This window comes from Faecalibacterium prausnitzii (genome assembly GCF_049532945.1).
GTDB classification, from domain to species: Bacteria; Bacillota; Clostridia; order Oscillospirales; family Ruminococcaceae; genus Faecalibacterium; species Faecalibacterium prausnitzii_N.
Genome location: NZ_CP186691.1, coordinates 1138136 through 1159526 on the forward strand (window position 1 = coordinate 1138136; position 21391 = coordinate 1159526).

21 protein-coding genes and 1 pseudogene are annotated in these 21391 nt (G+C 53.9%); 15 read left to right on the plus strand and 7 right to left on the minus strand.

Translation table 11 applies throughout. From position 1 onward, the window contains the following. Positions 1 to 206: 206 nt before the first annotated feature. The 5 genes from ACNQFG_RS05700 to ACNQFG_RS05720 all read left to right on the plus strand — a co-directional run bounded on the left by ACNQFG_RS05700 (position 207) and on the right by ACNQFG_RS05720 (position 5454). Entirely contained in the window at positions 207 to 1178 is a 972-nt protein-coding gene (locus tag ACNQFG_RS05700) for an ABC transporter permease (protein ID WP_423406295.1), read from the plus strand. Then, complete coding sequence (locus ACNQFG_RS05705; RefSeq protein ID WP_423406296.1) at positions 1175 to 2143, plus strand: iron chelate uptake ABC transporter family permease subunit; 969 nt, start codon at positions 1175 to 1177, stop codon at positions 2141 to 2143. The genes ACNQFG_RS05700 and ACNQFG_RS05705 overlap by 4 nt, the downstream gene beginning before the upstream one ends. Before the next feature lie 4 nt (positions 2144 to 2147). After that, the gene (locus ACNQFG_RS05710) at positions 2148 to 2900 is read left to right on the plus strand and encodes an ABC transporter ATP-binding protein (RefSeq protein ID WP_215666621.1); all 753 of its coding nucleotides are present in this window, start codon (positions 2148 to 2150) and stop codon (positions 2898 to 2900) included. Positions 2901 to 2930: 30 nt separating this feature from the next. Beyond that, a complete protein-coding gene (locus ACNQFG_RS05715) occupies positions 2931 to 3959 on the plus strand; it encodes a siderophore ABC transporter substrate-binding protein (protein ID WP_423406297.1) in 1029 nt (342 codons plus the stop codon). Positions 3960 to 4113: 154 nt separating this feature from the next. Then, a complete protein-coding gene (locus tag ACNQFG_RS05720) occupies positions 4114 to 5454 on the plus strand; it encodes an MATE family efflux transporter (protein WP_423406298.1) in 1341 nt (446 codons plus the stop codon). Here ACNQFG_RS05720 and ACNQFG_RS05725 read toward each other — a convergent pair. The 4 genes from ACNQFG_RS05725 to ACNQFG_RS05740 form a co-directional block, all read right to left on the minus strand. After that, positions 5406 to 5738 (minus strand): transposase, encoded by a 333-nt coding sequence (locus ACNQFG_RS05725; RefSeq protein ID WP_423406299.1) that lies wholly within the window; start codon positions 5736 to 5738, stop codon positions 5406 to 5408. The two genes, ACNQFG_RS05720 and ACNQFG_RS05725, sit on opposite strands and share 49 nt — an antisense overlap. A gap of 138 nt (positions 5739 to 5876) precedes the next feature. Next, positions 5877 to 6761 (minus strand): hypothetical protein, encoded by an 885-nt coding sequence (locus ACNQFG_RS05730; protein WP_423406300.1) that lies wholly within the window; start codon positions 6759 to 6761, stop codon positions 5877 to 5879. Between the two features lie 12 nt (positions 6762 to 6773). Continuing rightward, positions 6774 to 8309, minus strand: a complete 1536-nt coding sequence (locus ACNQFG_RS05735; protein WP_423406301.1) for a relaxase/mobilization nuclease domain-containing protein — start codon at positions 8307 to 8309, stop codon at positions 6774 to 6776. Beyond that, positions 8281 to 8715, minus strand: coding sequence for a plasmid mobilization protein (locus ACNQFG_RS05740; protein WP_423406302.1), 435 nt, complete (start codon positions 8713 to 8715; stop codon positions 8281 to 8283). Before ACNQFG_RS05740 ends, ACNQFG_RS05735 begins: the two co-directional genes overlap by 29 nt. Before the next feature lie 460 nt (positions 8716 to 9175). Here ACNQFG_RS05740 and ACNQFG_RS05745 point away from each other — a divergent pair, with 460 nt between their 5' ends. Beyond that, positions 9176 to 9364, plus strand: coding sequence for a hypothetical protein (locus tag ACNQFG_RS05745; RefSeq protein WP_423406303.1), 189 nt, complete (start codon positions 9176 to 9178; stop codon positions 9362 to 9364). Between the two features lie 100 nt (positions 9365 to 9464). On the opposite strand, the gene ACNQFG_RS05750 is transcribed toward ACNQFG_RS05745, so the two are convergent. Beyond that, positions 9465 to 10190, minus strand: a complete 726-nt coding sequence (locus ACNQFG_RS05750) for a MurR/RpiR family transcriptional regulator (RefSeq protein WP_418521658.1) — start codon at positions 10188 to 10190, stop codon at positions 9465 to 9467. Between the two features lie 301 nt (positions 10191 to 10491). Between ACNQFG_RS05750 and ACNQFG_RS05755 the strand changes: the two genes are divergently transcribed. From ACNQFG_RS05755 to ACNQFG_RS05795, 9 genes and pseudogenes are all read left to right on the plus strand, one after another. Next, the gene (locus tag ACNQFG_RS05755) at positions 10492 to 11928 is read left to right on the plus strand and encodes a PTS transporter subunit EIIC (RefSeq protein ID WP_418521660.1); all 1437 of its coding nucleotides are present in this window, start codon (positions 10492 to 10494) and stop codon (positions 11926 to 11928) included. Between the two features lie 82 nt (positions 11929 to 12010). Beyond that, positions 12011 to 12814 (plus strand): MBL fold metallo-hydrolase, encoded by an 804-nt coding sequence (locus ACNQFG_RS05760; protein ID WP_417945241.1) that lies wholly within the window; start codon positions 12011 to 12013, stop codon positions 12812 to 12814. A 43-nt stretch (positions 12815 to 12857) separates the two neighbouring features. Next, positions 12858 to 14336 (plus strand): subtype B tannase, encoded by a 1479-nt coding sequence (locus ACNQFG_RS05765; RefSeq protein WP_418521662.1) that lies wholly within the window; start codon positions 12858 to 12860, stop codon positions 14334 to 14336. 31 nt (positions 14337 to 14367) lie between these two features. Further along, a complete protein-coding gene (locus ACNQFG_RS05770) occupies positions 14368 to 14640 on the plus strand; it encodes a hypothetical protein (RefSeq protein WP_423406304.1) in 273 nt (90 codons plus the stop codon). Further along, on the plus strand, positions 14637 to 16097 hold the full coding sequence (locus ACNQFG_RS05775) for a hypothetical protein (protein ID WP_423406305.1): 1461 nt from the start codon (positions 14637 to 14639) through the stop codon (positions 16095 to 16097). The genes ACNQFG_RS05770 and ACNQFG_RS05775 overlap by 4 nt, the downstream gene beginning before the upstream one ends. A gap of 102 nt (positions 16098 to 16199) precedes the next feature. Next, positions 16200 to 17687 carry a UbiD family decarboxylase gene (locus ACNQFG_RS05780; protein ID WP_418521666.1) on the plus strand — a complete coding sequence of 496 codons (1488 nt, stop codon included), beginning with the start codon at positions 16200 to 16202 and terminating at the stop codon, positions 17685 to 17687. Between the two features lie 11 nt (positions 17688 to 17698). After that, a complete protein-coding gene (locus tag ACNQFG_RS05785; RefSeq protein ID WP_417945249.1) occupies positions 17699 to 18268 on the plus strand; it encodes a UbiX family flavin prenyltransferase in 570 nt (189 codons plus the stop codon). A 43-nt stretch (positions 18269 to 18311) separates the two neighbouring features. Beyond that, positions 18312 to 18605 carry a hypothetical protein gene (locus tag ACNQFG_RS05790; RefSeq protein WP_423406306.1) on the plus strand — a complete coding sequence of 98 codons (294 nt, stop codon included), beginning with the start codon at positions 18312 to 18314 and terminating at the stop codon, positions 18603 to 18605. Positions 18606 to 18770: 165 nt separating this feature from the next. Further along, positions 18771 to 20484 (plus strand): annotated as a pseudogene (locus ACNQFG_RS05795) (recombinase family protein). A 12-nt stretch (positions 20485 to 20496) separates the two neighbouring features. Here the strand turns inward: ACNQFG_RS05795 and ACNQFG_RS05800 are convergent. Both ACNQFG_RS05800 and ACNQFG_RS05805 read right to left on the minus strand, forming a co-directional pair. Then, positions 20497 to 20718, minus strand: coding sequence for a hypothetical protein (locus ACNQFG_RS05800; protein WP_423406307.1), 222 nt, complete (start codon positions 20716 to 20718; stop codon positions 20497 to 20499). 49 nt (positions 20719 to 20767) lie between these two features. Next, complete coding sequence (locus tag ACNQFG_RS05805) at positions 20768 to 21391, minus strand: hypothetical protein (RefSeq protein WP_423406308.1); 624 nt, start codon at positions 21389 to 21391, stop codon at positions 20768 to 20770.

Sequence of the window (21391 nt, forward strand, 5' to 3'; positions counted from 1 at the left end):
ACCTTCGTGAGAGTTTGCCACTTGAAACCCATCGATGCCTTATGATATAATCCCTTCAGCAGAACGCGCTGTGTGTGAACACGTAAGACCAGTTTCTTCACACGCAGGCGTTCTCTTTTTATTTTCAAAAAGTTAGTTTGCACTAATCTTGAGGAGGGCTTTTCATTCGTAATCATCGTTCCACTGTTTTTCTCGGCGTTCTGCTGATGATTCTTTCGGTTTGTTCTTTGTTTGTCGGGGTGCTGGACATCCGGCCTTCTGACCTGCTTACAGGCAGCGTGGAAACATGGGAGATCTTTCTGATCTCCCGCCTGCCGCGTCTGCTTGCCATCCTCTGCACAGGCATCGGCATGAGCGTGGCGGGGCTTATCATGCAGCAGCTCTGTATGAACAAGTTTGTTTCGCCCACCACAGGCGCGACGATCTCTTCTGCACAGTTTGGCATTCTGTTGGCTTTGCTGTTTGCACCGGGTTCTACCCTGTGGGGACGTGCTGCCTTTTCCTTCGTTTGTGCCGTTCTGGGTACATGGGTCTTTGTCTGGTTCATCCAGCGTATCCAGTTCAAGGATGTTGTCATGGTCCCGCTGGTCGGCATCATGTTCTCCAACATCGTAATGGGTGTTACCAATTATCTTGCCTACAAATATGAAATGACACAGGCTCTTTCCAGCTGGCTGGTCGGTCATTTTTCCACCGTCATTCGTGGGCGGTATGAGCTTGTCTGGCTGACGGTACCGCTGGTGGTTCTGGCATTTGTATTTGCCAACCACTTCAATATCGTGGGCATGGGAAAAGATTTTTCTCAGAACCTCGGCGTTCCGTATGATCTGGTGCTGTTTATGGGGCTGACCATTGCTGCCATGATCACGGCATCCGTTGTTGTCGTGGTCGGCTCGATCTCCTACATCGGCCTCATCGTGCCCAATATCGTAGCAATGTTCAAGGGTGACCAGATCCGCGGAACGCTGGTGGATACCGCTCTGTTTGGCGCTGTGTTCGTGCTGGTCTGCGATATGATCGGGCGGGTTGTGATCTATCCCTACGAGCTGCCCATCGAGCTGATAGTTGGCGTTATCGGCAGTATCCTGTTTGTCGGTCTGCTGCTGTATCGGCTTCGGCATGGACGCAAGGCAGTCCGGCTGGGCAAAGCGGCCAAGAAAACCGGAGGTGCAGCATGAAAACGCACAAAAACCATCTGCGACTGCTGATCCTTCTGCTTCTTGTTCTGCTGGCCTGCGTAGGCTATATGACAGTGGGTGTCCACTTTGAAAACCAAAAATTATTTGCCTACGCCATGCGTATCCGCACACCCAAGCTGATCGCCATGCTCATCACGGCATTTGCCATTGGAAGTGCTTCCATCGTGTTTCAGTCCATCATCAACAACACCATCGTCACGCCCTGCCTGCTGGGTATGGACCAGCTTTATTCGCTGATCCACACAGCGGTGTTCTTTGTGGCGGGTTCGGGCAGCTTTCTGGCGGTCAATGCCAACGCAGCCTTTGCGGTAGACCTTGCCATTATGGGCGCTGTTGCCACCGTAATTTACAGCTATTTGTTCCAGAAAACGAACCACAATGTTCTGTACGTTCTGCTTATCGGCACGGTGCTGACCTCGTTCTTTTCCAGCATCCAGACGACCTTGACCCGTGTGATGGACCCCAACGAGTACGACACGCTGCTGACGGATCTGGTTGCCAGCTTTTCCAATGTCAATTCGGCGATTCTGGTACTGTCCGTTGCGGTTCTGGCGCTGGTCGCCTTTGCCCTCCGAAAGGAGCTTGCGCTGCTGGACGTTCTGACACTGGGCAAAGATCAGGCCATCAATCTGGGCGTGGACTATGACCGCTGCATCCGCCGGCTGCTGCTGGGGGTCACACTGTACATTGCAACAGCCACCGCTATGGTCGGGCCGCTGGCATTTCTGGGGCTTATCATTGCCAACCTTTCCCGGCAGTTCCTGCGCACCTACCGGCACAGCCAGCTCATCACCGGCTCTGTTTTGTTCGGTATGGTCGTTCTGATCGGCGGACAGCTTCTGGTGGAACGGGTGTTCGTTTACTCGGTTCCGGTCAGCGTGTTCATCACCGTGGGCGGCGGCGTGTATTTCCTGTATCTGCTGCTCACCCAGAGAAAGGCATAACACCATGTTTGTAAAAGAGATCACCAAACGCTACGATGGCAAAGCCGTTGTCGATGGCGTGAGTTTTGAGATTCCGAAAGGCAAAGTCCTTTCCCTTATCGGTCCGAACGGTGCGGGAAAATCCACCGTGATGGGAATGTTGTCCCGCCTGATCGCACGGGACAGCGGAATTGTGGATTTTGAGGGGACGGAGATCACGCGCTGGAAAAGCCGGGAGCTGAGCAAGCGGCTCGCCATCCTGACCCAAGCCAACAATGTCCAGATGAAGCTGACCGTCCGGGAGCTGGTTGCATTTGGCCGCTTTCCGTACTCCGGCGGGCGGCTGACCCAAGAGGACAACGAGATCATTGACCGTGCCATTGCCTACATGGAACTGGGCGATTTTGAGGAGCAGTTCATCGATGAACTGTCCGGCGGTCAGCGGCAGCGTGCCTATATTGCCATGGTCATTGCGCAGGATACCGAGTATATCCTGCTGGATGAACCGACCAACAATCTGGATATTTACCACGCAACCAACCTCATGCGCATCGTCCGCCGCCTGTGCGATGAGCTGGGCAAGACGGTGATCCTTGTTCTGCACGAGATCAACTATGCTGCGTTTTATTCCGACTACATCTGTGCCTTTGTGGATGGAAAAATCGCAAAGTTTGGCACCGTGCAGGAAGTGATCACCAAAGAAAACCTGTCCGATATCTACAAGGTAGACTTTGAGATCATGCAGATCGAAGGCAAGCCTTTGTCGATATATTATTGATTTCAGTACTTTTTAAAAAGGAGCATTCTTATGAAGAAAATTTCTCGTCGTTCGTTTTTGACCGCTATGGCCGCTGTGAGTGCAGCGGGTGTTCTCGCCGCCTGCGGCGCTTCCTCCTCCACGGCAAGCTCCGTGGCATCCTCTGTGGCTGCATCCAGCGAAGCCGCAGCCTCTTCGGAAGCGGTGCCGGAATCTGTGACCATCAAGGCGTTCAACGGTGCAAAGGAACTGGTAGATGTGGAAGTGCCCTTTGACCCGCAGCGCATTGCAATCCTCGAACTTGCTTCTCTGGACATTCTGGATGAACTGGGCGTTGGCGACCGTGTGGTCGGCACGGCATCCACCTCTCTGGACTATCTTCAGAGCTATGTCACCGATGACAGCATTGCGAACCTTGGCAACATCAAGGAAGCCGATATGGAAGCAGTCATGGCTTGCGAGCCGGACATCATCTTTATCGGCGGACGCCTGTCCAAATCCTATGATGCCCTGTGCGAGATCGCACCCGTTGTTTTCCTTGCGACCGACGCCGAAAAAGGCGTTGTGGAAAGCACCCGTGAAAACGCCATGACCATCGCTTCTATCTTTGGTCTGGAAGACCACGTGGAAGCTTTGATGGCGGATTTTGACAGCCGCATTGACGCCCTGAAAGCCTTTGCAGAGGGCAAGACTGCCATCGTCGGCATGACCACCAGCGGCAGCTTCAATGTTCTGGGCAACGATGGCCGCTGCTCCATCATCGGCAAGGAGATCGGCTTTGAGAACATCGGCGTAGATGCCAATATCGACACTTCGACCCACGGCAACGAGGCTTCCTTCGAGTTCATTGTGGACAAGAACCCCGACTACATCTTCGCCATGGACCGTGATGCAGCCATTGGCACCGATGGCGCACAGATGGCACAGGAGATCCTGGAAAACGAGCTGGTCAAGAGCACAGATGCTTACAAGAACGGCCACGTCGTTTATCTGGCACACCCGAATGTCTGGTACACCGCAGAGGGCGGCATTCAGGCACTGAGCGAAATGCTGAGCGATCTGGAAAACGCACTGCTGTGATTTTTTCAAAATTCTTCTTGCAATTTTGAAAAAACTCCGGTATAATACCTTCCGTTAAGAATACAAAAAGCCGGCTTACAAAGCGTGAAATCCTGAGGAGATGCTACCCCTCAACGATTTCACGCTTTTTTGTTTGCCCGAAAAAGAAGGACCTATGAACCCGAAAAACAAACTGGCAGAAATGCCCATCCGCCCCCTGCTGTACACTATGGCAGTGCCGCTGATGCTGTCACTGCTCATCCAATCGCTGTACAACATCGTGGATAGTATTTTTGTGGCGCATCTGTCGGAAACTGCCCTGACTGCCGCCTCTCTTGTATATGCCATCCAGTTTTTGATGATCGCCATCGGTGTGGGCACCGCCGTTGGTCTGAACGCCCTGCTCTCCCGCAAGCTGGGGCAGAAAAAGCCGGAGGAAGCCTGCCGTGCCGCCACCACCGGGCTGTTTCTGATGCTGGGCACTTCGCTAGTGTTTACGCTGGTGGGGCTGCTGTTCTCGAACCAGATCGCTGCCGCCTTGACCAACGATCCCGAATTGCAGCAGCTCTGCCGGGAATACCTCTCGGTGAACCTTGTGTTCTGCTGGGGCATCTTTCTGCAGACCTACGGGCAGCGGCTTTTGCAGGCTGTGGGTGACACGGTGCTGTCTATGGTCTCCCTCATCATCGGCGCAGTGGTCAACATTATTCTCGACCCCATTATGATCTTCGGTCTGCTAGGCTGCCCGGCCATAGGCATCCGGGGCGCAGCCATTGCCACCGTCATCGGGCAACTCATCGGTGCAGCGGCGGCGCTATGGTTCAATCGTGTCAAAAACCCGGTCATTCACGTCCGGCTGAAGGGCTACCGCTTTCTGTGGCAGGATGTGGCCGATATCTACCGGGTGGGTCTGCCCACCATCGTGATGCAGGCCATCGGCAGCGTCATGACCTTTGCAGTCAACGGCATTCTGCTGGGGGTGTCCTCTACGGCAGTGGCGTTCTTCGGCATCTACTATAAGCTGCAAAACTTCCTGATGATGCCGGTAAATGGTCTGGGACAGGCAGCCATCCCGGTGGTAGGCTTCAACTACGGCAGTGGGCAGTCCCACCGGGTAAAGCAGGCATGGAAGGTGCTGCTGCCCACCGGCGTGGTATTTGCCCTGTGCGGCACGGCGGTGTTTCTGCTGTTCCCGGCGCAGCTGCTGGGGCTGTTCTCTGCCAGTGACGAGATGCTGGCTTTCGGTGTGCCCGCTCTGCGCATCATCTCGGTGACCTTCCTGTTTGCGGTCATCACCATATTGTGCGGCTACTTTGCCTCTGGTCTTGGCAACGGCGTGGTCAATATGATCGGCGCTGCCTTGCGGCAACTGGTGGTGCTGGTGCCCTGCCTGTGGCTCCTCATCCGCACCATGGGCATCGACAGGGCGTGGTTTGCGTTTTGGGTGTCCGAGGTGATTGCCTGCGCTTACAGTCTGTGGGCAACGAAAAAAGAACTGCGGAACAAGGGAAAATAAGGCAAAACAAAAACAGGGTGCGTCCCTGAATAGGACGCACCCTGCCAAAGACCACAGACAACAGCGATATGTACAACAGGGCGTTCCCCGTCGGGAACGCTCTGTTTTTCTTTGCTGGTGGTGTGATGAGCCTGCTCCGCCTGCCATGCGGCAAACTCCCGCTGGCCTTCCTCGCTGTTCCAGCAGGCAAGGATGGCCGGGTAGAATGCCCGTGCCAGACGGTCGATGACTTCATCGGGATAGGGGGAAGTGTTTGTGGACTTTTTCTTTTTGTTCAAACGCACGCTCCTTTGATCGTCCCACCGTGGCAAAGCCGGGCGAGAAAATCAAAGTTCCAATTTCTTATCAGGCGCAAGGGCGCGGATGTTTTCTGCCCTGCACTTGCGGCTGGTGGCTCGTTGATGGCTTACAAGTGCCTGTCGTTATGCGATTTCTTTATCGTTCAGCATTTCTTCAAACTGTGCCATATACGCTTTGTGCTGCTTGAGGATTTTTAGCGTTTCAGTTTTGGCGTAGGAATCGTCCGGTAGCTTAGGCAAGTATCTCATCAAAAAATCAAAGTCCTGCTGAATCCGCCGGACGGCGACTTCCAGCGCAGAGTAGTTGATTCCAGAGTAGTGTGAGTAGCTCGACTGCGGAGCGGGACGGTCTTCCGGGTGCAGAATCTCGTGCACGATCTGCTTGCGGTTCGGAAAATCAGCTCTGGCGAGGCGGTGCATATCGGCATCACGGACTTTGAATTGCCCGGACAGGATCTTTTCTTTTGTACCGGGCATCATCTGCTCCATGATCTCCACGCCCCGCATGAACTTTTCAGAACGGGCAACGTAGGATTCGCTGACATTGTTCCGCTCTGCAATCTGCTTACGAACGCTTGCTTCTGTGGCAGTGGGAGGAATTGTGTCAAATTGACACAATTCCTCCGGGGCGGTTTTCTTGGCAGCAGCCGTGTGCTGGTTGTTGCCGTTTCCACCGGGCTTCCGATGCTCCATGCTGTACTGCTTTCCAACAAGGAACTTCTTCTGCTCCGGCGTGAGATTGCGTCGCCCCAACTGATTCTTGCAGATCCATGCGAGGACTTCTTCTCTGCTTTCAAATCGGAGCGGCATGGTGGAAAAGTAAATCTCAGGATGCTTCTGGAGAATGGCATAACGGTTGTGGCCGTCAACAAGGGTGTTGTTCCAAACGATCAAAGGAGAGAGCAGCTTGCCTTCCTTGAGGATGTTTTCTTCAAGCTGCTTAAATTCATCATCGGTCAGAGGAGGAATCTGAGACTGGAACTCCGGGTCGATTTTCAGGTTGATCATACGCACACTCCTTTATCTCTCCTGCTGCGCCGGTTCTTCCTCCCGGAAAAAGGACGCAACATTCTGCTTTGCGGTTTTCAGCTTGAGCAGTTTTTCCTTTGTTTCCTTGTACTGCTCATAGAACTTTGCCTTTTCGGATGCCAGTTGCGCATACTCGGCTTCCAGCTTTTTCGGGCTGGGCAGCTTGGTGATGTCGTTTGCCTTGAAATAGGCTGCTGCCGCCCGGTACGCTGTCAGCTCTGCACGATGCTGCTCCTCAAAGGCTGCGGGTCGTTTGGCAGTCTTTAACTGCTGTGCGACGCTCTTGGTGCTGGCGTAGGCTGCGACATGATAGCGCAGCTCTTTGTTGGCTTTCATGCGGCCTTCGAGGTCTTTCACCACCGCCAGCGAGTCGTGATACTTGGTTTCCAGTTCAGCGATGCGCTGGTTCAGGGCGTCCTCGTCGGTCAAGCCCTTTTCCTGCAGAAGCTTCACGGCCTGTGCCATAACTTTGAGATTGTGTTTCGTGAGCCAACGCTTATAGCCGATGCCCTTGCCCTCGGTCATCCTCGACTGGATGTCGATCAGTTTCCCGATGGTATCCTGCTTGAACTGCGCCTTGGGTTTGCGCTCGGTGTTTGCCTGCAACGTGGCAAGCACTGCCGCCTTATCGAACTTGTCACCGAGATGTCTTGCCCGGATGAACTTTGTCCTTCCAGCAGGCAGATAGCTGAGCCGTCCACGGCTTTCCTTGACGGTAATGCCGTACTGCTGCAAGAGCCTGTCCGAGAAATCTTCAAAGCTGGTAGCACGGTACAGCACAGACGAAATCTGCTTCCGCAAAGTGTCTTTTATGGTTTCAAACTTCTTCTGCTTGGGCGGCTGTCCGGTTGCGGCGAGGCCTGCGTTTTCACGGTCAAGTTTCAACTGGCCGCGCCTGCGCGCCCAATACTCAGCTTCGCTTACGCGCTCTTTCGAGCCGTTGAGCAGGTCGATCTGGTACAGTCCGGCACCCTCGCACAGCTCCATGACCTCGACACGCAAGTGCCGCATGGTCTGGGCCGTGCTGGAGTGCTTCATACCCTCTAGCCAGTCGCGGGGCTTCTGCATATAGGGCTTGCGTTCCACTTCTCGTGTTCGGATGCTGCCGATCACGATGTGGACATGGATGTTTCCCGAATGGTTGTGCCCATCCGGGTGGGTGCAGACGATGGCAGGATGACCGGGGAAGTTTTCTTCGCAGAATTTCAGGCCAAGTGCCTGTGCCTTTTCCATGGTCAAGCCGTTGTCGGCTGCATCTCTTGGGTCAAAGCTGATGATATACTGGTGGCTTTTAATATCACCATGCTGGGTGTTCTTGCCATACTTGCGGTTTGCCAGCAGACAGGCCGTTGCAAATGAGAAATCACCGCACTCAAGGGTATCGAGGATGTACGAATCCCGCAGCATGGGTCGGCCTTGTTCGTCCAGAATTACCTTGCCGGAAAATTCATCGTGCTGGTAAACGAGGTACGCTTCGATGGCGGTGTAGTCCGAGTTTTTAGAGGCGATATGCTTGAGCGTTGCCATACAGTTCACCCAGAACTTTCTCGGCGTGCAGCCGAAATGCGGTCAGGTCTGCAAGTTCGTCAAGGAGTTTCGCCCGGATCTGCTCGGTGTCCGCACCGCCGGAATTGAAGTGCCTTGCAAGCTGGTTGAGGTTGCCGCCCACCTTGCTGCACTGGGCAAGCAAGGTGGAAACAGCGGTCAGGGTTTCTTCTCCGCCGCCTGCAACGATGACCGTTTTCTCGATCTTGACGTTGTGAATGGCTCGGCGGATAAAAGTGGAGAGGGAGAGATTCAGGAGTTTGCAAGTGAGTTCCAGTGACGCTTTTTCCTCCGCTGTCACACGGAACTTGATGACGTGCGTTTTGTTGTTCGGCGTGTCGTGGTGCTGGGAATTGCTAGGGGTCGATTGAACATTCGTTTTGGTCATTGTACCTCCTGTCTGTTCGATAACTCCTCGGTGAAGTTATGTAAGCACGACACGCCGTTCTTTCGCACCGCAAGGTGCGAATATGAGCAGGGTTTGGGGCAGGTACGCCCCAACAAGATCACTTCGGAAATCGCATTGCAGAAGTGAAGTCCCGGTGGAGCACAACATTTTCAAGAATTGAAAATTTGTGGCCACGGGACGGTTCTTGCCCTCTACCGCTGCGCTCAAAACGCATTTTCAACAAATGTTTCCGAATTGTTAAGACGCAAAAATAAGTAGAGAGTTCCGCTGCTCGTGTATGTTGATCACCGTTTGCTCCGAACGAAGTTCCTGCCCCTGTTTTGCAGCGGCGTTGGCCGAAAAGCCGGTATCACGCTCGGACGGCTCATGAAATTCTCAAGGTACGGCTTCCCCAAAAAGAAAATACCGCCCACGCAGTACAGGCGAAGGATTTTGTCGGGTGAAACAGACGGCAAAACGATCGGGTGTGTTGCGGGGCGGTACGTTCTTTCTGGGCAATCATCCGCTGAAAGTGGTGGTTATCATGGTGAGAACCACCACTTTTCAGGCAGGATTTGGAATAGAGGGTATCATGGAAGCGCAGGTGCGTCAAGATGTTTTTGCAAAATTTATTGAGGTAAAACGGTAGAAGTAAGACTTATGACGCGATAGAAATGAAAACAGCGGACAGAGATATTCCTGTCCGCTTGGTAAGAGATATGATAGAAGAATAGGCTAATGTAGTGTGGTTACAGATACTCCACCAGCAGTTCCACAAAGATGTCGAACAGCACCGGAGAAATGGGATCTGCCTCGGGGTTGGAAGAAAGGTGGGGGAGCACGACAAGCTTATCCACCTTATTGGTATAGCGTGGATCTGGTTTGGCAGCAACCAGCATAACTTTTCCGTTCGCACGCAGAGCCTCTTCCATGATGTGTTCACCGCCGCTTACGGAAAAAATGACCAGAAGATCATCGGATTCCATGTAATCCGTCAATTCGTTCAATGCGTCATGGCTGACCGCCTGTGCAAAGCGTTTGTGTTTCCGCATCAGGATCTCCAACAGTTCAGCAGCATGACGGCTTTTGCCGATGCCGCTGGCAAAGATGCGGGGAAACTGGCGTAGGTAGTTTGCCAGATCATGCAGATACTCCGCAGTGAGCAGCTGCTCTGTTTCGTGGAGAAGATGATACAGCTGGCTGAAATACAAAAGATGCTCCTGCCCCTGTTCGGCCTGTTCTGTCTGCTGTGCAACCATGCTAATCAGTTCTGCACGGAAATCCTGATAACGGGAGTACCCCAAGCTCTTGACAAACCGGGATAAAGCAGGCTGAGAAACGCCACACAATTCGGCAAGTGTACTGGTGGACATATGGGTGATCGCAGAGGGATCCTGCATGATATGATCGTAAATGATTTGATCGTTCTGGGTAAAGGTGGCTTTGTGAAGCTCCATGCGCTGCAACGGATTCATAGTAGATACCTTTCTTTCGGATGATACGATAAGATAAGTTTAGCAGAATTTTGCAGAAATACAATCCGTAGGCTTCCTTTGAATGAAACTTTCATACAGAAACGGCAGCGGATAACATTTGTTCGGGGAATGGTCCGTCAAAAAGAAACGAAGCAAGGAGATATCCAATGAAATTGTGCAAGATGGCAAAGAAAAAGCAAAATCTTTGCATGAAAGTCATATTTACAAATCTTGAAATATTTTGTATATTATATTCACAAGCCCGGGCAGCTGACACATCTGAAACAGGAGGAAATGCAAAGTGGCAAACAAATACGATGCTCTGGCCGCATCGATCATGCAAAATGTCGGCGGCAAAGAAAATGTAGTCAATCTGGCGCACTGCTTTACACGGTTGCGCTTTACCCTGAAAGATGAATCCAAGGTGGATCAGGATGCCCTGCGCAAAACACAGGGCGTGATCCAGCTGATCATGGCTGGCGGACAATGTCAGGTCGTGGTCGGCAGCAAGGTGGATGCCCTGTACGATCTGATTTGCGAGACCTACGGCATCAGCACTGCGGCAGCGGAAAATGATGTGGCAGATGGGCAGAAGCACAACCCCATCAATACGCTGATGAATACCATGTCCGGTGTTCTGGCACCGACCCTGGGCATCCTGACCGCAGCCGGTATCATCAAAGGCGTGATCTCGCTGTTTGCATCGCTGAGCTGGGTCTCGACCACCAGCGGCGTGTACATGCTGCTGTATGCAGTCGGTGACGGCTTCTTCTACTTCCTGCCCATCCTGCTGGGCTTCTCGGCAGCCCGCCGTTTCAAGTGCTCGGAATACCTGGGCGCGGCGATCGGCACAGCACTGGTTTATCCGGCCATGGTAAACATCGGCTCCACGATGGAAGTGGCGGGTACGATCCTGGCAGACACGCCGTTTGCCATGGACTATTATAATACCTTGTTCGGCATCCCCATCATCATGCCGGGCAGCGGCTACACTTCAAGTATCATCCCCATCATGCTAGCCGTTTATGTGGCCTCCAAATTGGAAAAGGCCTTCAAAAAGTCCCTGCCGGAAGCGATCCGCAGCATTCTGACCCCGGTGCTGGTGCTGCTGATCACCGTCCCGCTGACCTATATCGTCATTGGCCCGGTCTCGCAGGGCATCTGCGGTGCGATCTTCATGCTGGTGAAGAACTTGTATGAGATGGGCGTTGTCGGCGGTATCATTGCCGGTGCACTGGTCGGCGGCGGCTTCGGCGTGCTGGTCATGTTCGGCCTGCACTGGGTCATCATCTCTCTGGCGCTGTCTAACATCGGCATCAACGGCTTTGACTATATCATGGCTTCCGGAGGCATCGGCCCGATGATCGGCGTAGCACAGGGCCTGTGCATCACCCTGCGCACCCGCAGCAAAAAAGTGCGCGATCTGGCACTGCCCTCCTTCATTTCGCAGGTGTGCGGCGTTGGCGAACCTCTGATGTACTCCATCCTCATCCCGCTGAAAAAGCCCTACGTCATCAACATCCTGTCCGGTGCTGTGGGCGGTGCTGTGATGGGCGCGCTGCGCACCAAGATCTATCTGTTCGGTGGCAGCGGCATCTTCGGCTTTGCAAACTACGTCAACCCGACCGGTGACATGAGCGACCTCATCAAGGCACTGATCGGCACCGGCATCGGCATGCTGTTTTGCTTCATCGTCCAGTGGATCACCTACGATTTCGAGGCAGAGAAGAAACTCTGATATCATTTGCTCCGAGGGGACAGACCAAGGGAACTTTCCCCGGTCTGCCCCTTTGGTCATTTTCAGAAAACAGGGGGGTACGATGCAAGCGTTCAAATTTCAGCCGGTATCCCGGCACCTCAATCGGATAATTCTACCCTGCGGCGTATGCGTCTATCTGGTACAGGGCACGCACGAAGCGGTCCTGCTGGACACAGGCTTCGGCATCGGCGATCTGAAAGGATTTGTGGAGCAGAAAGTCGCGACACCCTATCAAGTCTGGTTGTCCCACGGCCATCTGGATCATGCGGGCGGTTCGGTGCAGTTTGAAACGGTGTATCTGAGTCCGGCGGACTTTGCGCTGGAAAAGCAGCATAATGTCTGGCAGCGCCGGTATGATGAGATCCTTGGCGGGCCGGGCGGCGCACCGGAAGGGTTTGCGCCGGAACTGTTGCAGCCCAGCCGCACGGAACCATATCGTCCGCTGGAAGATAACACGGTGCTGGATCTGGGCGGGGTTCGGGTGCAGGTGATCCCGGTCTCGGGGCATACTGCCGGCATGATGGTATTCCTCATTCCGGAGGATCGCATTGCCATCTTCGGGGATGCCTGCGGAGAAATGACCCTGCTCAAGCGGGAGATGCTGCCAATCTATGCAGAGGCCTTGCGGAAATTGCAGACATGGGAAGGTCAATTTGATACTGTGCTGCGGAACCATGGCACGTTCTGGTCCGATAAGCGCATCCTGCGGGACAATCTGACGTTGACAGAAGACATTCTGGCAGGCCGGGATGCCGTCGTTCCGATGCAGATGATGGGCGTGCCGGGGTTTGCAGGCCGCCCGCTGGAGCACCCCGGAAAATATGGCAATATCTTCTATGCTGCCGCGCAGGATGCAAGGTGGTGAGAGGCGAATCTACAGAATGATGATAAGAGGAGAGAAAATTTTTATGGCAAACGCTCTGTGTTTTGATCCGGCTGGATATGCTGTGAAGGAATGCACGCTGGAGGAGATCACGGTGCGATATCGCGCCTACGAAGGGTTGGAATGCTGCGCTGCACCCGTTGACCCGATCCAGAAGCTGAATCTTTATGTGCTGGCGGATTATTACGCAGGTGCGCAGCACAACGGGTATACCCTGCAAACGGCTCCCATTTTTCTACCGAATACGGTGGGCGGTTATCTGCCCGGCCCGGCGGACTGTCCCGGGCCGGATCGCTTTGGCCGTCCGAATGCAACACTCTGTGCGCTGGCGCATGGCTATGTTGTAGCTTGCATTGGTGTGCGTGGCCGCACCTCCGGTCACCGGAATACGGAATTCTTTGAAGGCTCAAAAGCAGCGGAATCCGAAGCGGAAACCGGTCGCAGCGTGGGCAAAGCCCCGGCATTTGTGGTGGACCTGAAAGCAGGCATCCGCTGGCTGCGGCACAACAAGGCACAGCTGCCCGGTGACACGGAACGTATCATTACCAACGGTACCAGTGCAGGCGGTGCGCTGTCGGCGCTGGCTGGTGCCAGCGGGAACAGCCCGGAATATGCCGCAGAACTGGCTGCGATCGGTGCACTGGAAGAACGAGACGATGTCTTTGCTGCCAACTGCTTCTGCCCCATCCACAATCTGGAAAATGCGGATACGGCCTACGAATGGATGTTCTGCGGCTATGATGATTTCAGCACCCTGCGTATGAGTGTGAAAGACGGTAAGATCGTCCAGAAAGGCACGACCGGCACGCAGACCGAGCAGCAAAAACAGACTTCCTGCGAGCTGAAAGCGCTGTTCCCTGCCTACCTGAACAGTCTTGGGTTGAAGGATGCGGCAGGCCGTCCGCTGACACTGGACGAAAACGGGAACGGTAGCTTTCTGGAAGCCGTCAAAGCAGCCGTGATGCAGTCTGCACAGCGGGAGATCGATACCCATCATACCGCGCAGGCGCTGTCTGCACTGGCAGTCAACGGCAGCGAAGTGGAAAAGCAGCCGTACCTGACCATCGAAAATAGCAGAGTGACAGCACTGGATTGGGACGGTTTCCGGGCTGTGATCCTACGCATGAAAACGGCACCGGCCTTTGACGCACTGGATCTGATGTCGCCGGAAAACGAAGAATTTGGCACAGAAAGCGTCGAACGCCGCCACTTTACTGCATACAGTCAGGCACACGATACTGCGGGCGGTACGCTGGCCGAACCGGAGTTGATTGCCAAAATGAATCCGCTGACCTTCATCGGCAAAGCGAATACGGCAAAGCACTGGCGCATCCGGCATGGAGCCTATGACAGGGATACTTCTCTGGCTATTCCGTTTATCCTTGCAACGACCCTGCAAAATCACGGCTTTGATGTGGATTTTGCCTATCCCTGGGGCCTGCCCCACAGCGGCGATTATGATCTGGACGAATTGTTTGACTGGATCGATGGTCTGTGCCGCTGAAAACCAAATCATAAATGAAAGGAAGCTGAATATGAAACAGATCCGAAAACCTCTGGCGCTTCTCCTTTCTGCCGCGTTGGCGCTCTCCTGCGGGAGTACGCTGGCGCTGGCTGCCGGGCCGGACAACAGCGAAAACTGTCTGTCCATTTTTGCACAGCAGAATAAACCGGCTGTGACCGTGACCAGCAACATTCTGGGCCTTGCAGACACGGGCAACAAGACTTCATTGAAAAAGACCCTGCAAAAGACATCCGGCCCGGTGACATCAACATTTACTATTATAATGAAGCGGGAAAGCGTGTGACATATGCGCCCGGAACGGTTGTACAGCTGGATCCGGTACAGTACACCGGAAGTGCACTGATCTCGCTGGGCGATAACATTGACGACAGCAAGATCGACAGCAGTCAGGTTGTTGTGCGGCTGGTGGATGGCAACACCTACCATGCAGATGAATTTGTTCTGAGCACGGCCGCCAGCACGCTGAACGGAACCTGGCAGAATGGCACCTATACTTATGCGCTGAATACCGGTGATCTGGAATGGAACACCTGGGGCTATACCTGGAACGACTACAACAGCGGCCGTGAATGGTCGATCATGGGCGGAGATGGTGCAGGCGACTATTTCTTTACCTTTGAGGTCAGCGGCATCCGGTATGACGGGAAGGAACTGGATCCTGTGACCTTCCCGGTGACGGTGTACTGCTATGGCCGTACCGTAACCGATCTGGCATTGAGCCATGTGTATGAAGCGAATACCTACGATGCGTCTTATACCAGCGGAAAGCAGCAGAGCCTTGTCCCGCAGTGGACATGGTACACGGAAGGAGCAGAATCTGCTGCGGATAAACCGTATCTGAACGATACCTACACGGATTACTTCTCTGTTACCTGGCCGCTGTATGTCAACGGTGCGGATGTGACCGCTGAGGATGTGCAGATCACGCTGAAGAGTGCCTACGGCGATACCTATACCCTGCAACCGGTGAATGCCTATGGCGAGCAGGAGTATGCGGTAGCTTCCAACAAAGCGGAAACCAATATATTTGTGACATACCAGCAGTGGGCACCCAGACCGGTCTATAACAAGATGACGATTTGTGTGTCACACAATGGAATCCAGTACCAGAAAACTTATGATATTGCTTCGGTTGCTGCTTACATGGTGCAGACCGGTGGCGGCGGTGTTGCTGTGGATAGCACTGTGACCTGCTATAACTATTATGGGCTGCTGGAAATGAATGAGAATGCAGCCGGTTCCGCAACCTATACGCTGACCACAGAGCAGGACGGTACAACGTATTATTACATGGAAAATGCGGATGGAACGTCTGCTCTGACAGCGGATGCAGCCGCTGCAAAGGTTTTCGATGCAAACGGCGAAGCAGATTGTAATGTGAAAGTTCTCCACAACGTGGTATTTGTACAGACCCGGATGGGCCAGACGGAGCAAAAGACCGTGAACGGTGAGGCGGTTCTGTTCCAGAAAAATTACAGCAACCGCATTTCCAAAACACCGGCTCAGATCGTAAAGGATAAGGGCGCAGTTCTGGATGATGGATTCAATCTGACAGGCAGCTACAGCAACTGGGCATGGACGATGCGCTATCAGTCCGGCTGGACGACCGACACGGCACAGCCCACCGGACTGCCCTTTGTGCAGTATCCTTACGGCTTTGCAGCGGGAAGCGAAAATCCTGTTTGTGCAAATCTGCTCATCCCGGCTGCAGGGCCGATGGGAAAGCTGCCGCCATTGTAAAAAAGCAATTCAGCCCCTGAAGATCTGAGGCAGGAAAATCCCCGACCCGCGTTGGCAGGCCGGGGATTTTGGGGCTACAAAAGCAGAAAGAAGGTAATGAATATGGATCATAGAACGGAAATACTGGATCTGCGCACGGCACTGGAAGTATTGCGCCAGACACCGGGGCAATTGGTGGAAACAGATGTGGTGGTGGACCCGGAAGCAGAACTTTCTGGCGTGTACCGCTATGTGGGCGCAGGCGGCACGGTCATGCGGCCCACCAAAGTGGACGGTCCTGCCATGGTGTTCCACAACATCAAGGGTCACCCGGACACCAGTGTTGCCATCGGCGTTCTGGCCAGCCGCCAGCGGGTGGCAAATCTGTTTGGTGTGAAAAAGGAAGAACTGGGTCATCTGCTCTGTGAGTGCGCCAAAGCGCCCATCCAGCCGGTGGTGACGGACAAACCAGCTCCCTGCCAGGAAGTGGTACACAAAGCTACGGATCCGGATTTTGACCTGTTCAAGCTGGTGCCTGCACCGACCAATACCCCGGTGGATGCGGGCCCGTATATCACGCTGGGGATGTGCTATGCCACTCACCCGGACACTGGCCTTTCGGACGTGACCATCCACCGGATGTGCATCCAGTCCAAAGACGAACTTTCCATCTTTTTGCAGCCGGGCAGCCGTCACATTGGTGCCATGGCAGAGCGTGCCACCGAACTGGGTCGGTCGCTGCCCATCAGCGTTTCCATCGGTGTGGACCCGGCCATCGAGGTGACTGCCTGCTTTGAGCCGCCCACGACACCGCTGGGCTTCAACGAACTGAGTATCGCCGGTGCGCTGCGCAAACGTCCGGTAGAGTTGTGCCCCTGCCTGACCGTGAAAGAAAACGCCATTGCCAATGCGGAATATGTCATCGAGGGCGAGATCGTGCCCGGCAGCAACCATGTGATCGAGGATCGGAACAGCCATACCGGCTATGCAATGCCGGAGTTCCCCGGTTACAACGGCCACGCCAGTCATGAGTGCTGGCTGCTCAAGGTCAAGGCCGTCACCCACCGGAAACACCCCATCATGCAGACCTGCATCGGCCCCAGCGAGGAGCACGTCAACATGGCTGGCATCCCGACTGAAGCCAGCATCCTGAACCTGATCGACAAGGCTCTGCCCGGCAAGGTGCTCAATGTCTATTCCCACCGTGCAGGCGGCGGCAAGTATATGGCTATTTTGCAGTGTAGAAAGACGGTCCACACCGACGAGGGCAAGCAGCGGCAGGCCGCATTGCTGGCATTCAGTGCCTTCCCGGAGCTGAAACACGTCATTCTGGTGGACGAGGATGTGGACATCTTTGATACAAATGATGTGCTGTGGGCGATGAACACCCGCTTTCAGGGTGACCGGGATATCATCACGATCCCCGGTGTGCGGTGCCATCCGCTGGATCCCAGCTCCTACCCGGAATATACAGGCTCGATTCGGGACGTGGGCTGCTCCACCAAGACCATCTTTGACTGCACGGTGCCGTTTGCACTGAAAGAAAAGTTCAAGCGTGCAGCTTTCAAGGAAGTGGACCCGAAACACTGGCTGCCGGATTTTGAACTGTGAGGAATTTACCCATGAAAAAACGACTGGTCGTTGGCGTATCCGGGGCCTCCGGTGCGCCGCTGGCGGTGGAACTGCTGCGGGCATTGCAGGCAAACCCGGACGTGGAGACCCATCTCATCCTGACACGTGGCGGCGAAATGACTCTGCGGCAGGAGATGGGCATAACGGCTGCAGAGCTTTCTTTGTTGGCGGATTTCACCCACGAGAATTTGAACATCGGTGCTGCACCGGCCAGCGGCAGCTGGAAGAGCCTTGGTATGGTGGTGTGCCCGTGCAGCATGAAAACCGTGGCCGGCATCGTGGCCGGCTACAGCGATAACTTGCTGCTCCGGGCGGCAGACTGTATGCTGAAAGAACGTCGCAAGCTGGTGCTGGTGGCGCGGGAAAGTCCGCTGTCCACCCTGCACCTGGAAAACCTGTGCAAAGCAAGCCGATACGGAGTGGTGATCCTTCCGCCGATGCAGACATACTATAACCACCCAGCAACGGTGCAGGAGATGACGCGCCACACAGTGCAGCGCATCCTGAGCCAGTTCGATCTTGACAATGAGCTGTACGAGTGGGAGGGCATGAACGAGTGAAAACTTTCCACGCAGAACGGACATTCCGGGGAAAATCATCGCGGTGGATGCCACCATCACGGACAGCGGAGTGCAGATCGGCCTTTTCGGCGGGGATAAGCCCCACATCGGTGCGGTGGGAGTTCTAGCTCCGGATGGGAACATCACGGTGACCCAGTTTGAAAGGCACAAAGAGGGCATCCTGTGCCAGCAATGGTGCGAGGTACTTGCAAAGACTGGATACACCCCGGCAGTCGTTTCAGCTGGTGTGCATTACGACAAGGCCAGCAAAGAAGAAATCGTGCAGATCGTCCAGCTTTGCCATGAGTTGTTGAAGGATATGTTAGATAACTTGTAAGTGAATAGTCCATTCTCCGGAACAGCATCAGGAGAATGGACTATTTTCGGAAAATGGGCAAGAAATACTTGAAATATAATAGAAATCATGGTATATAAATTATACGAAACACTGATTTGAAAGAACGCTCCACCGTTCAATGATGTATAAATGGAGGTGCTTGCCATGACTGCTGTGATCTATGCTCGTTATTCAACTGACAGCCAGCGCGAGGAATCCATTGAAGGTCAGATCCGGGAATGCACCGCCTATGCGGAAAAGAATGGCTTCACGGTGGTGAAGCATTACATTGACCGTGCCGTCTCCGCAAAAACGGACAACCGCCCGCAGTTCCAGCAGATGATCAAAGACAGCGAACGCGGCATCTTTGATGTCATCATTGTCTGGAAGCTGGATCGCTTTGCCCGGAACCGCTACGACAGTGCCCGGTACAAGACCCAACTGAAACGCAATGGTGTGAAGTTAGTATCGGCAACGGAAGTCATTTCGGCTGGCCCGGAGGGTATCATTCTGGAATCGGTGCTGGAGGGTTATGCCGAATATTACTCGGCTGATCTGTCGGAAAAGGTCGTGCGTGGTATGACCGAAAATGCTCTCAAGGGCATTTATAATGGCGGCACGATTCCGTTCGGCTACATGATTGATGAGACCCGGCATTACCAGCCCGACCCGTTGCTGGCTCCGTATGTGGAGCAGACATTCCAGAAGTATGCAGATGGCGCGACCATGACTGACCTGCGTGATTGGTTGAAAGAGCATAACATTAAAAATACGCTGGGTGGGGAAATGTCCTATAATACCATTCAGCGGATGCTGAGTAACCGCCGATACATCGGCGAATTACGCCTGCGGGATGTGGTACAGCCCAATGCGATTCCGGCATTGGTGTCAGGTGAACTTGTCGGGGCGAGGCCCCTCCATCTTGCTACGCAAGACCGTTCTGTCGCTTAAAAGCCCCACTGGGGCTTTCATTGCTCCGCTTCGCTCCGCAAACGCGAACCTGTTCAACAAGGTGCAGGAAAAGCTGGTGAAAAACAAAAAAGCCCCTGCCCGTCATAAGGCAGAGGAAAGCTATCTGCTTACCACCAAGCTGTACTGTGGCAAGTGTGGTGCATTGATGTTCGGTGAAAGCGGTGTCAGCCATACCGGCAGGATGTACACTTATTACAAGTGTGCTGCCGCCAAGAAGAAAAAGACCTGCGACAAAAAGACCGTGCGAAAGCAATGGCTGGAAGATTTGGTGGTCAACGAAACCATGAAACTGGTAGAAGATGATGCTTCCATGAATGCCATTATTGCCAAGGTCATGGAACTGCAAAATCAGGAAAGCACGGATTTGCCCATCTACGAAAAGCAGTTGAAAGAAACGGAAGTTGGCATCACCAATATGCTGAATGCCATCCAGATGGGCATTCTGACCAGCTCCACCAAGGAGCGGCTGGAAGCGCTGGAAGAACAGCGGAAAGAACTGCAAGCCCGCATTGCAGAGGAGCGGCTTGCCAAGCCGAGGATGAAAGAAGAGTTCGTCCGGTTTTGGCTGCTTCGTTTCCGCAAGCTGGACATGACCCAGCCGGAGCAGCGGCAGGCACTGGTGGATACCTTCATCAATGCCATCTATCTCTACGATGATAAGGTCCTCATTACCTTTAATTATAAGGAAGGTACAGAAACGGTCGCTTTCGGGGAAGCCGTGAAAGCGGAGAAAAGTTCGGATATGAGTGCGCGAGGTGCACCAGATATTGAACGTCAAATCGTAAGATTTGGCGTTCTTTCTTTATGTAAGAAAGCGGCTGCTCACTTTCTGCACACCGTTTGCACATTTGCCCGAATCAAGGGCGTTTCTACGCAAGGTTTGCACAGCCTGCTTTCCTTTGCATAAAAAGAAGAAATTTTAGGCGAACAAGGCTCTCGTCAATTCTCTGCGTTCGTCTGCGTCCATCAGCCGGATGGCTTCAAGGATCTCCTTACCAGAGATTTTTGTTGCCACCGGCTGTTTGCTTTCCGGGGGCTGCTGCGGTGCTGCCGGGGTCAGGTCTTGGGAATAGATGTTTGCTTCGATCTTCTCGGTCAGTTCCAGCCGGGGCTTGTCCTGCGTGTGGGTGTAGGTGTCCATCAGGACAGACGCTGTCGCATGACCTGTGTTGCCCTGAACAGACTTGAAGTCACCATTGCAGGGCGGGGTTCTCGATGGTCTGCAAGGCTGCCAGCATGGTTTTCTCGTCCAAGATGGTGCGTTCTTCGATGTTGACCTTGGGCGCATCACGGGGCAGAGGAACCTTGTGGATCAAGTCCCATTCCACCGCATAGGAAAATGCGGTCTTGAGCAGCGTGTGGACTTCGTGGATAGAGGTGCTGGAGAGCAGCCGCTTCTTCTGCTTTTCGGTCAGGGCCTGCTTTACGCCATGAACGTACTGCCCGCAGGGGGTCTTGGCAAGGGTAGCATAGAACTTCTCAATGTCGTAGGTGCGCAGCTCCTGTACCTTCCGCTTCCCGATATACGGCACGATAAGGTTCTGCACCATCGCTACGGACTGGGTGTAGGTCTTGGGAGACCACTTGTGTTTGCTGGACTGAATGGGGATCCACTTGTACAGCATCTCCTCGACCGTCATGGTGTCGGGCACGAGGAAGGTACCATCCAGCAGTTCCTTCTCCACCGTGATCTTGCGCTCCTGCGCCTCCTTCTTGGTCTTGAAACTCTCCCATCCCTCGCAGGGCTTGCCGGAATGGTCTTTGTACTTGTAACGGACGGAGTAGGAATCTCCGCGCTTCATGATAGATGCCAT

Bases quoted from the DNA above. Each gene is read 5' to 3' on its own strand.
- ACNQFG_RS05705 (WP_423406296.1), top strand. From the start codon at position 1,175: ATGAAAACGCACAAAAACCATCTGCGACTGCTGATCCTTCTGCTTCTT.
- ACNQFG_RS05710 (WP_215666621.1), top strand. From the start codon at position 2,148: ATGTTTGTAAAAGAGATCACCAAACGCTACGATGGCAAAGCCGTTGTC.
- ACNQFG_RS05770 (WP_423406304.1), top strand. From the start codon at position 14,368: ATGAAACAGATCCGAAAACCTCTGGCGCTTCTCCTTTCTGCCGCGTTG.
- ACNQFG_RS05785 (WP_417945249.1), top strand. From the start codon at position 17,699: ATGAAAAAACGACTGGTCGTTGGCGTATCCGGGGCCTCCGGTGCGCCG.
- ACNQFG_RS05740 (WP_423406302.1), bottom strand. From the start codon at position 8,715: ATGACCAAAACGAATGTTCAATCGACCCCTAGCAATTCCCAGCACCAC.
- ACNQFG_RS05720 (WP_423406298.1), top strand. From the start codon at position 4,114: ATGAACCCGAAAAACAAACTGGCAGAAATGCCCATCCGCCCCCTGCTG.
- ACNQFG_RS05805 (WP_423406308.1), bottom strand. From the start codon at position 21,391: ATGGCATCTATCATGAAGCGCGGAGATTCCTACTCCGTCCGTTACAAG.
- ACNQFG_RS05765 (WP_418521662.1), top strand. From the start codon at position 12,858: ATGGCAAACGCTCTGTGTTTTGATCCGGCTGGATATGCTGTGAAGGAA.
- ACNQFG_RS05750 (WP_418521658.1), bottom strand. From the start codon at position 10,190: ATGAATCCGTTGCAGCGCATGGAGCTTCACAAAGCCACCTTTACCCAG.
- ACNQFG_RS05760 (WP_417945241.1), top strand. From the start codon at position 12,011: ATGCAAGCGTTCAAATTTCAGCCGGTATCCCGGCACCTCAATCGGATA.
- ACNQFG_RS05800 (WP_423406307.1), bottom strand. From the start codon at position 20,718: ATGGACACCTACACCCACACGCAGGACAAGCCCCGGCTGGAACTGACC.
- ACNQFG_RS05735 (WP_423406301.1), bottom strand. From the start codon at position 8,309: ATGGCAACGCTCAAGCATATCGCCTCTAAAAACTCGGACTACACCGCC.
- ACNQFG_RS05715 (WP_423406297.1), top strand. From the start codon at position 2,931: ATGAAGAAAATTTCTCGTCGTTCGTTTTTGACCGCTATGGCCGCTGTG.
- ACNQFG_RS05780 (WP_418521666.1), top strand. From the start codon at position 16,200: ATGGATCATAGAACGGAAATACTGGATCTGCGCACGGCACTGGAAGTA.
- ACNQFG_RS05730 (WP_423406300.1), bottom strand. From the start codon at position 6,761: ATGATCAACCTGAAAATCGACCCGGAGTTCCAGTCTCAGATTCCTCCT.
- ACNQFG_RS05700 (WP_423406295.1), top strand. From the start codon at position 207: ATGATTCTTTCGGTTTGTTCTTTGTTTGTCGGGGTGCTGGACATCCGG.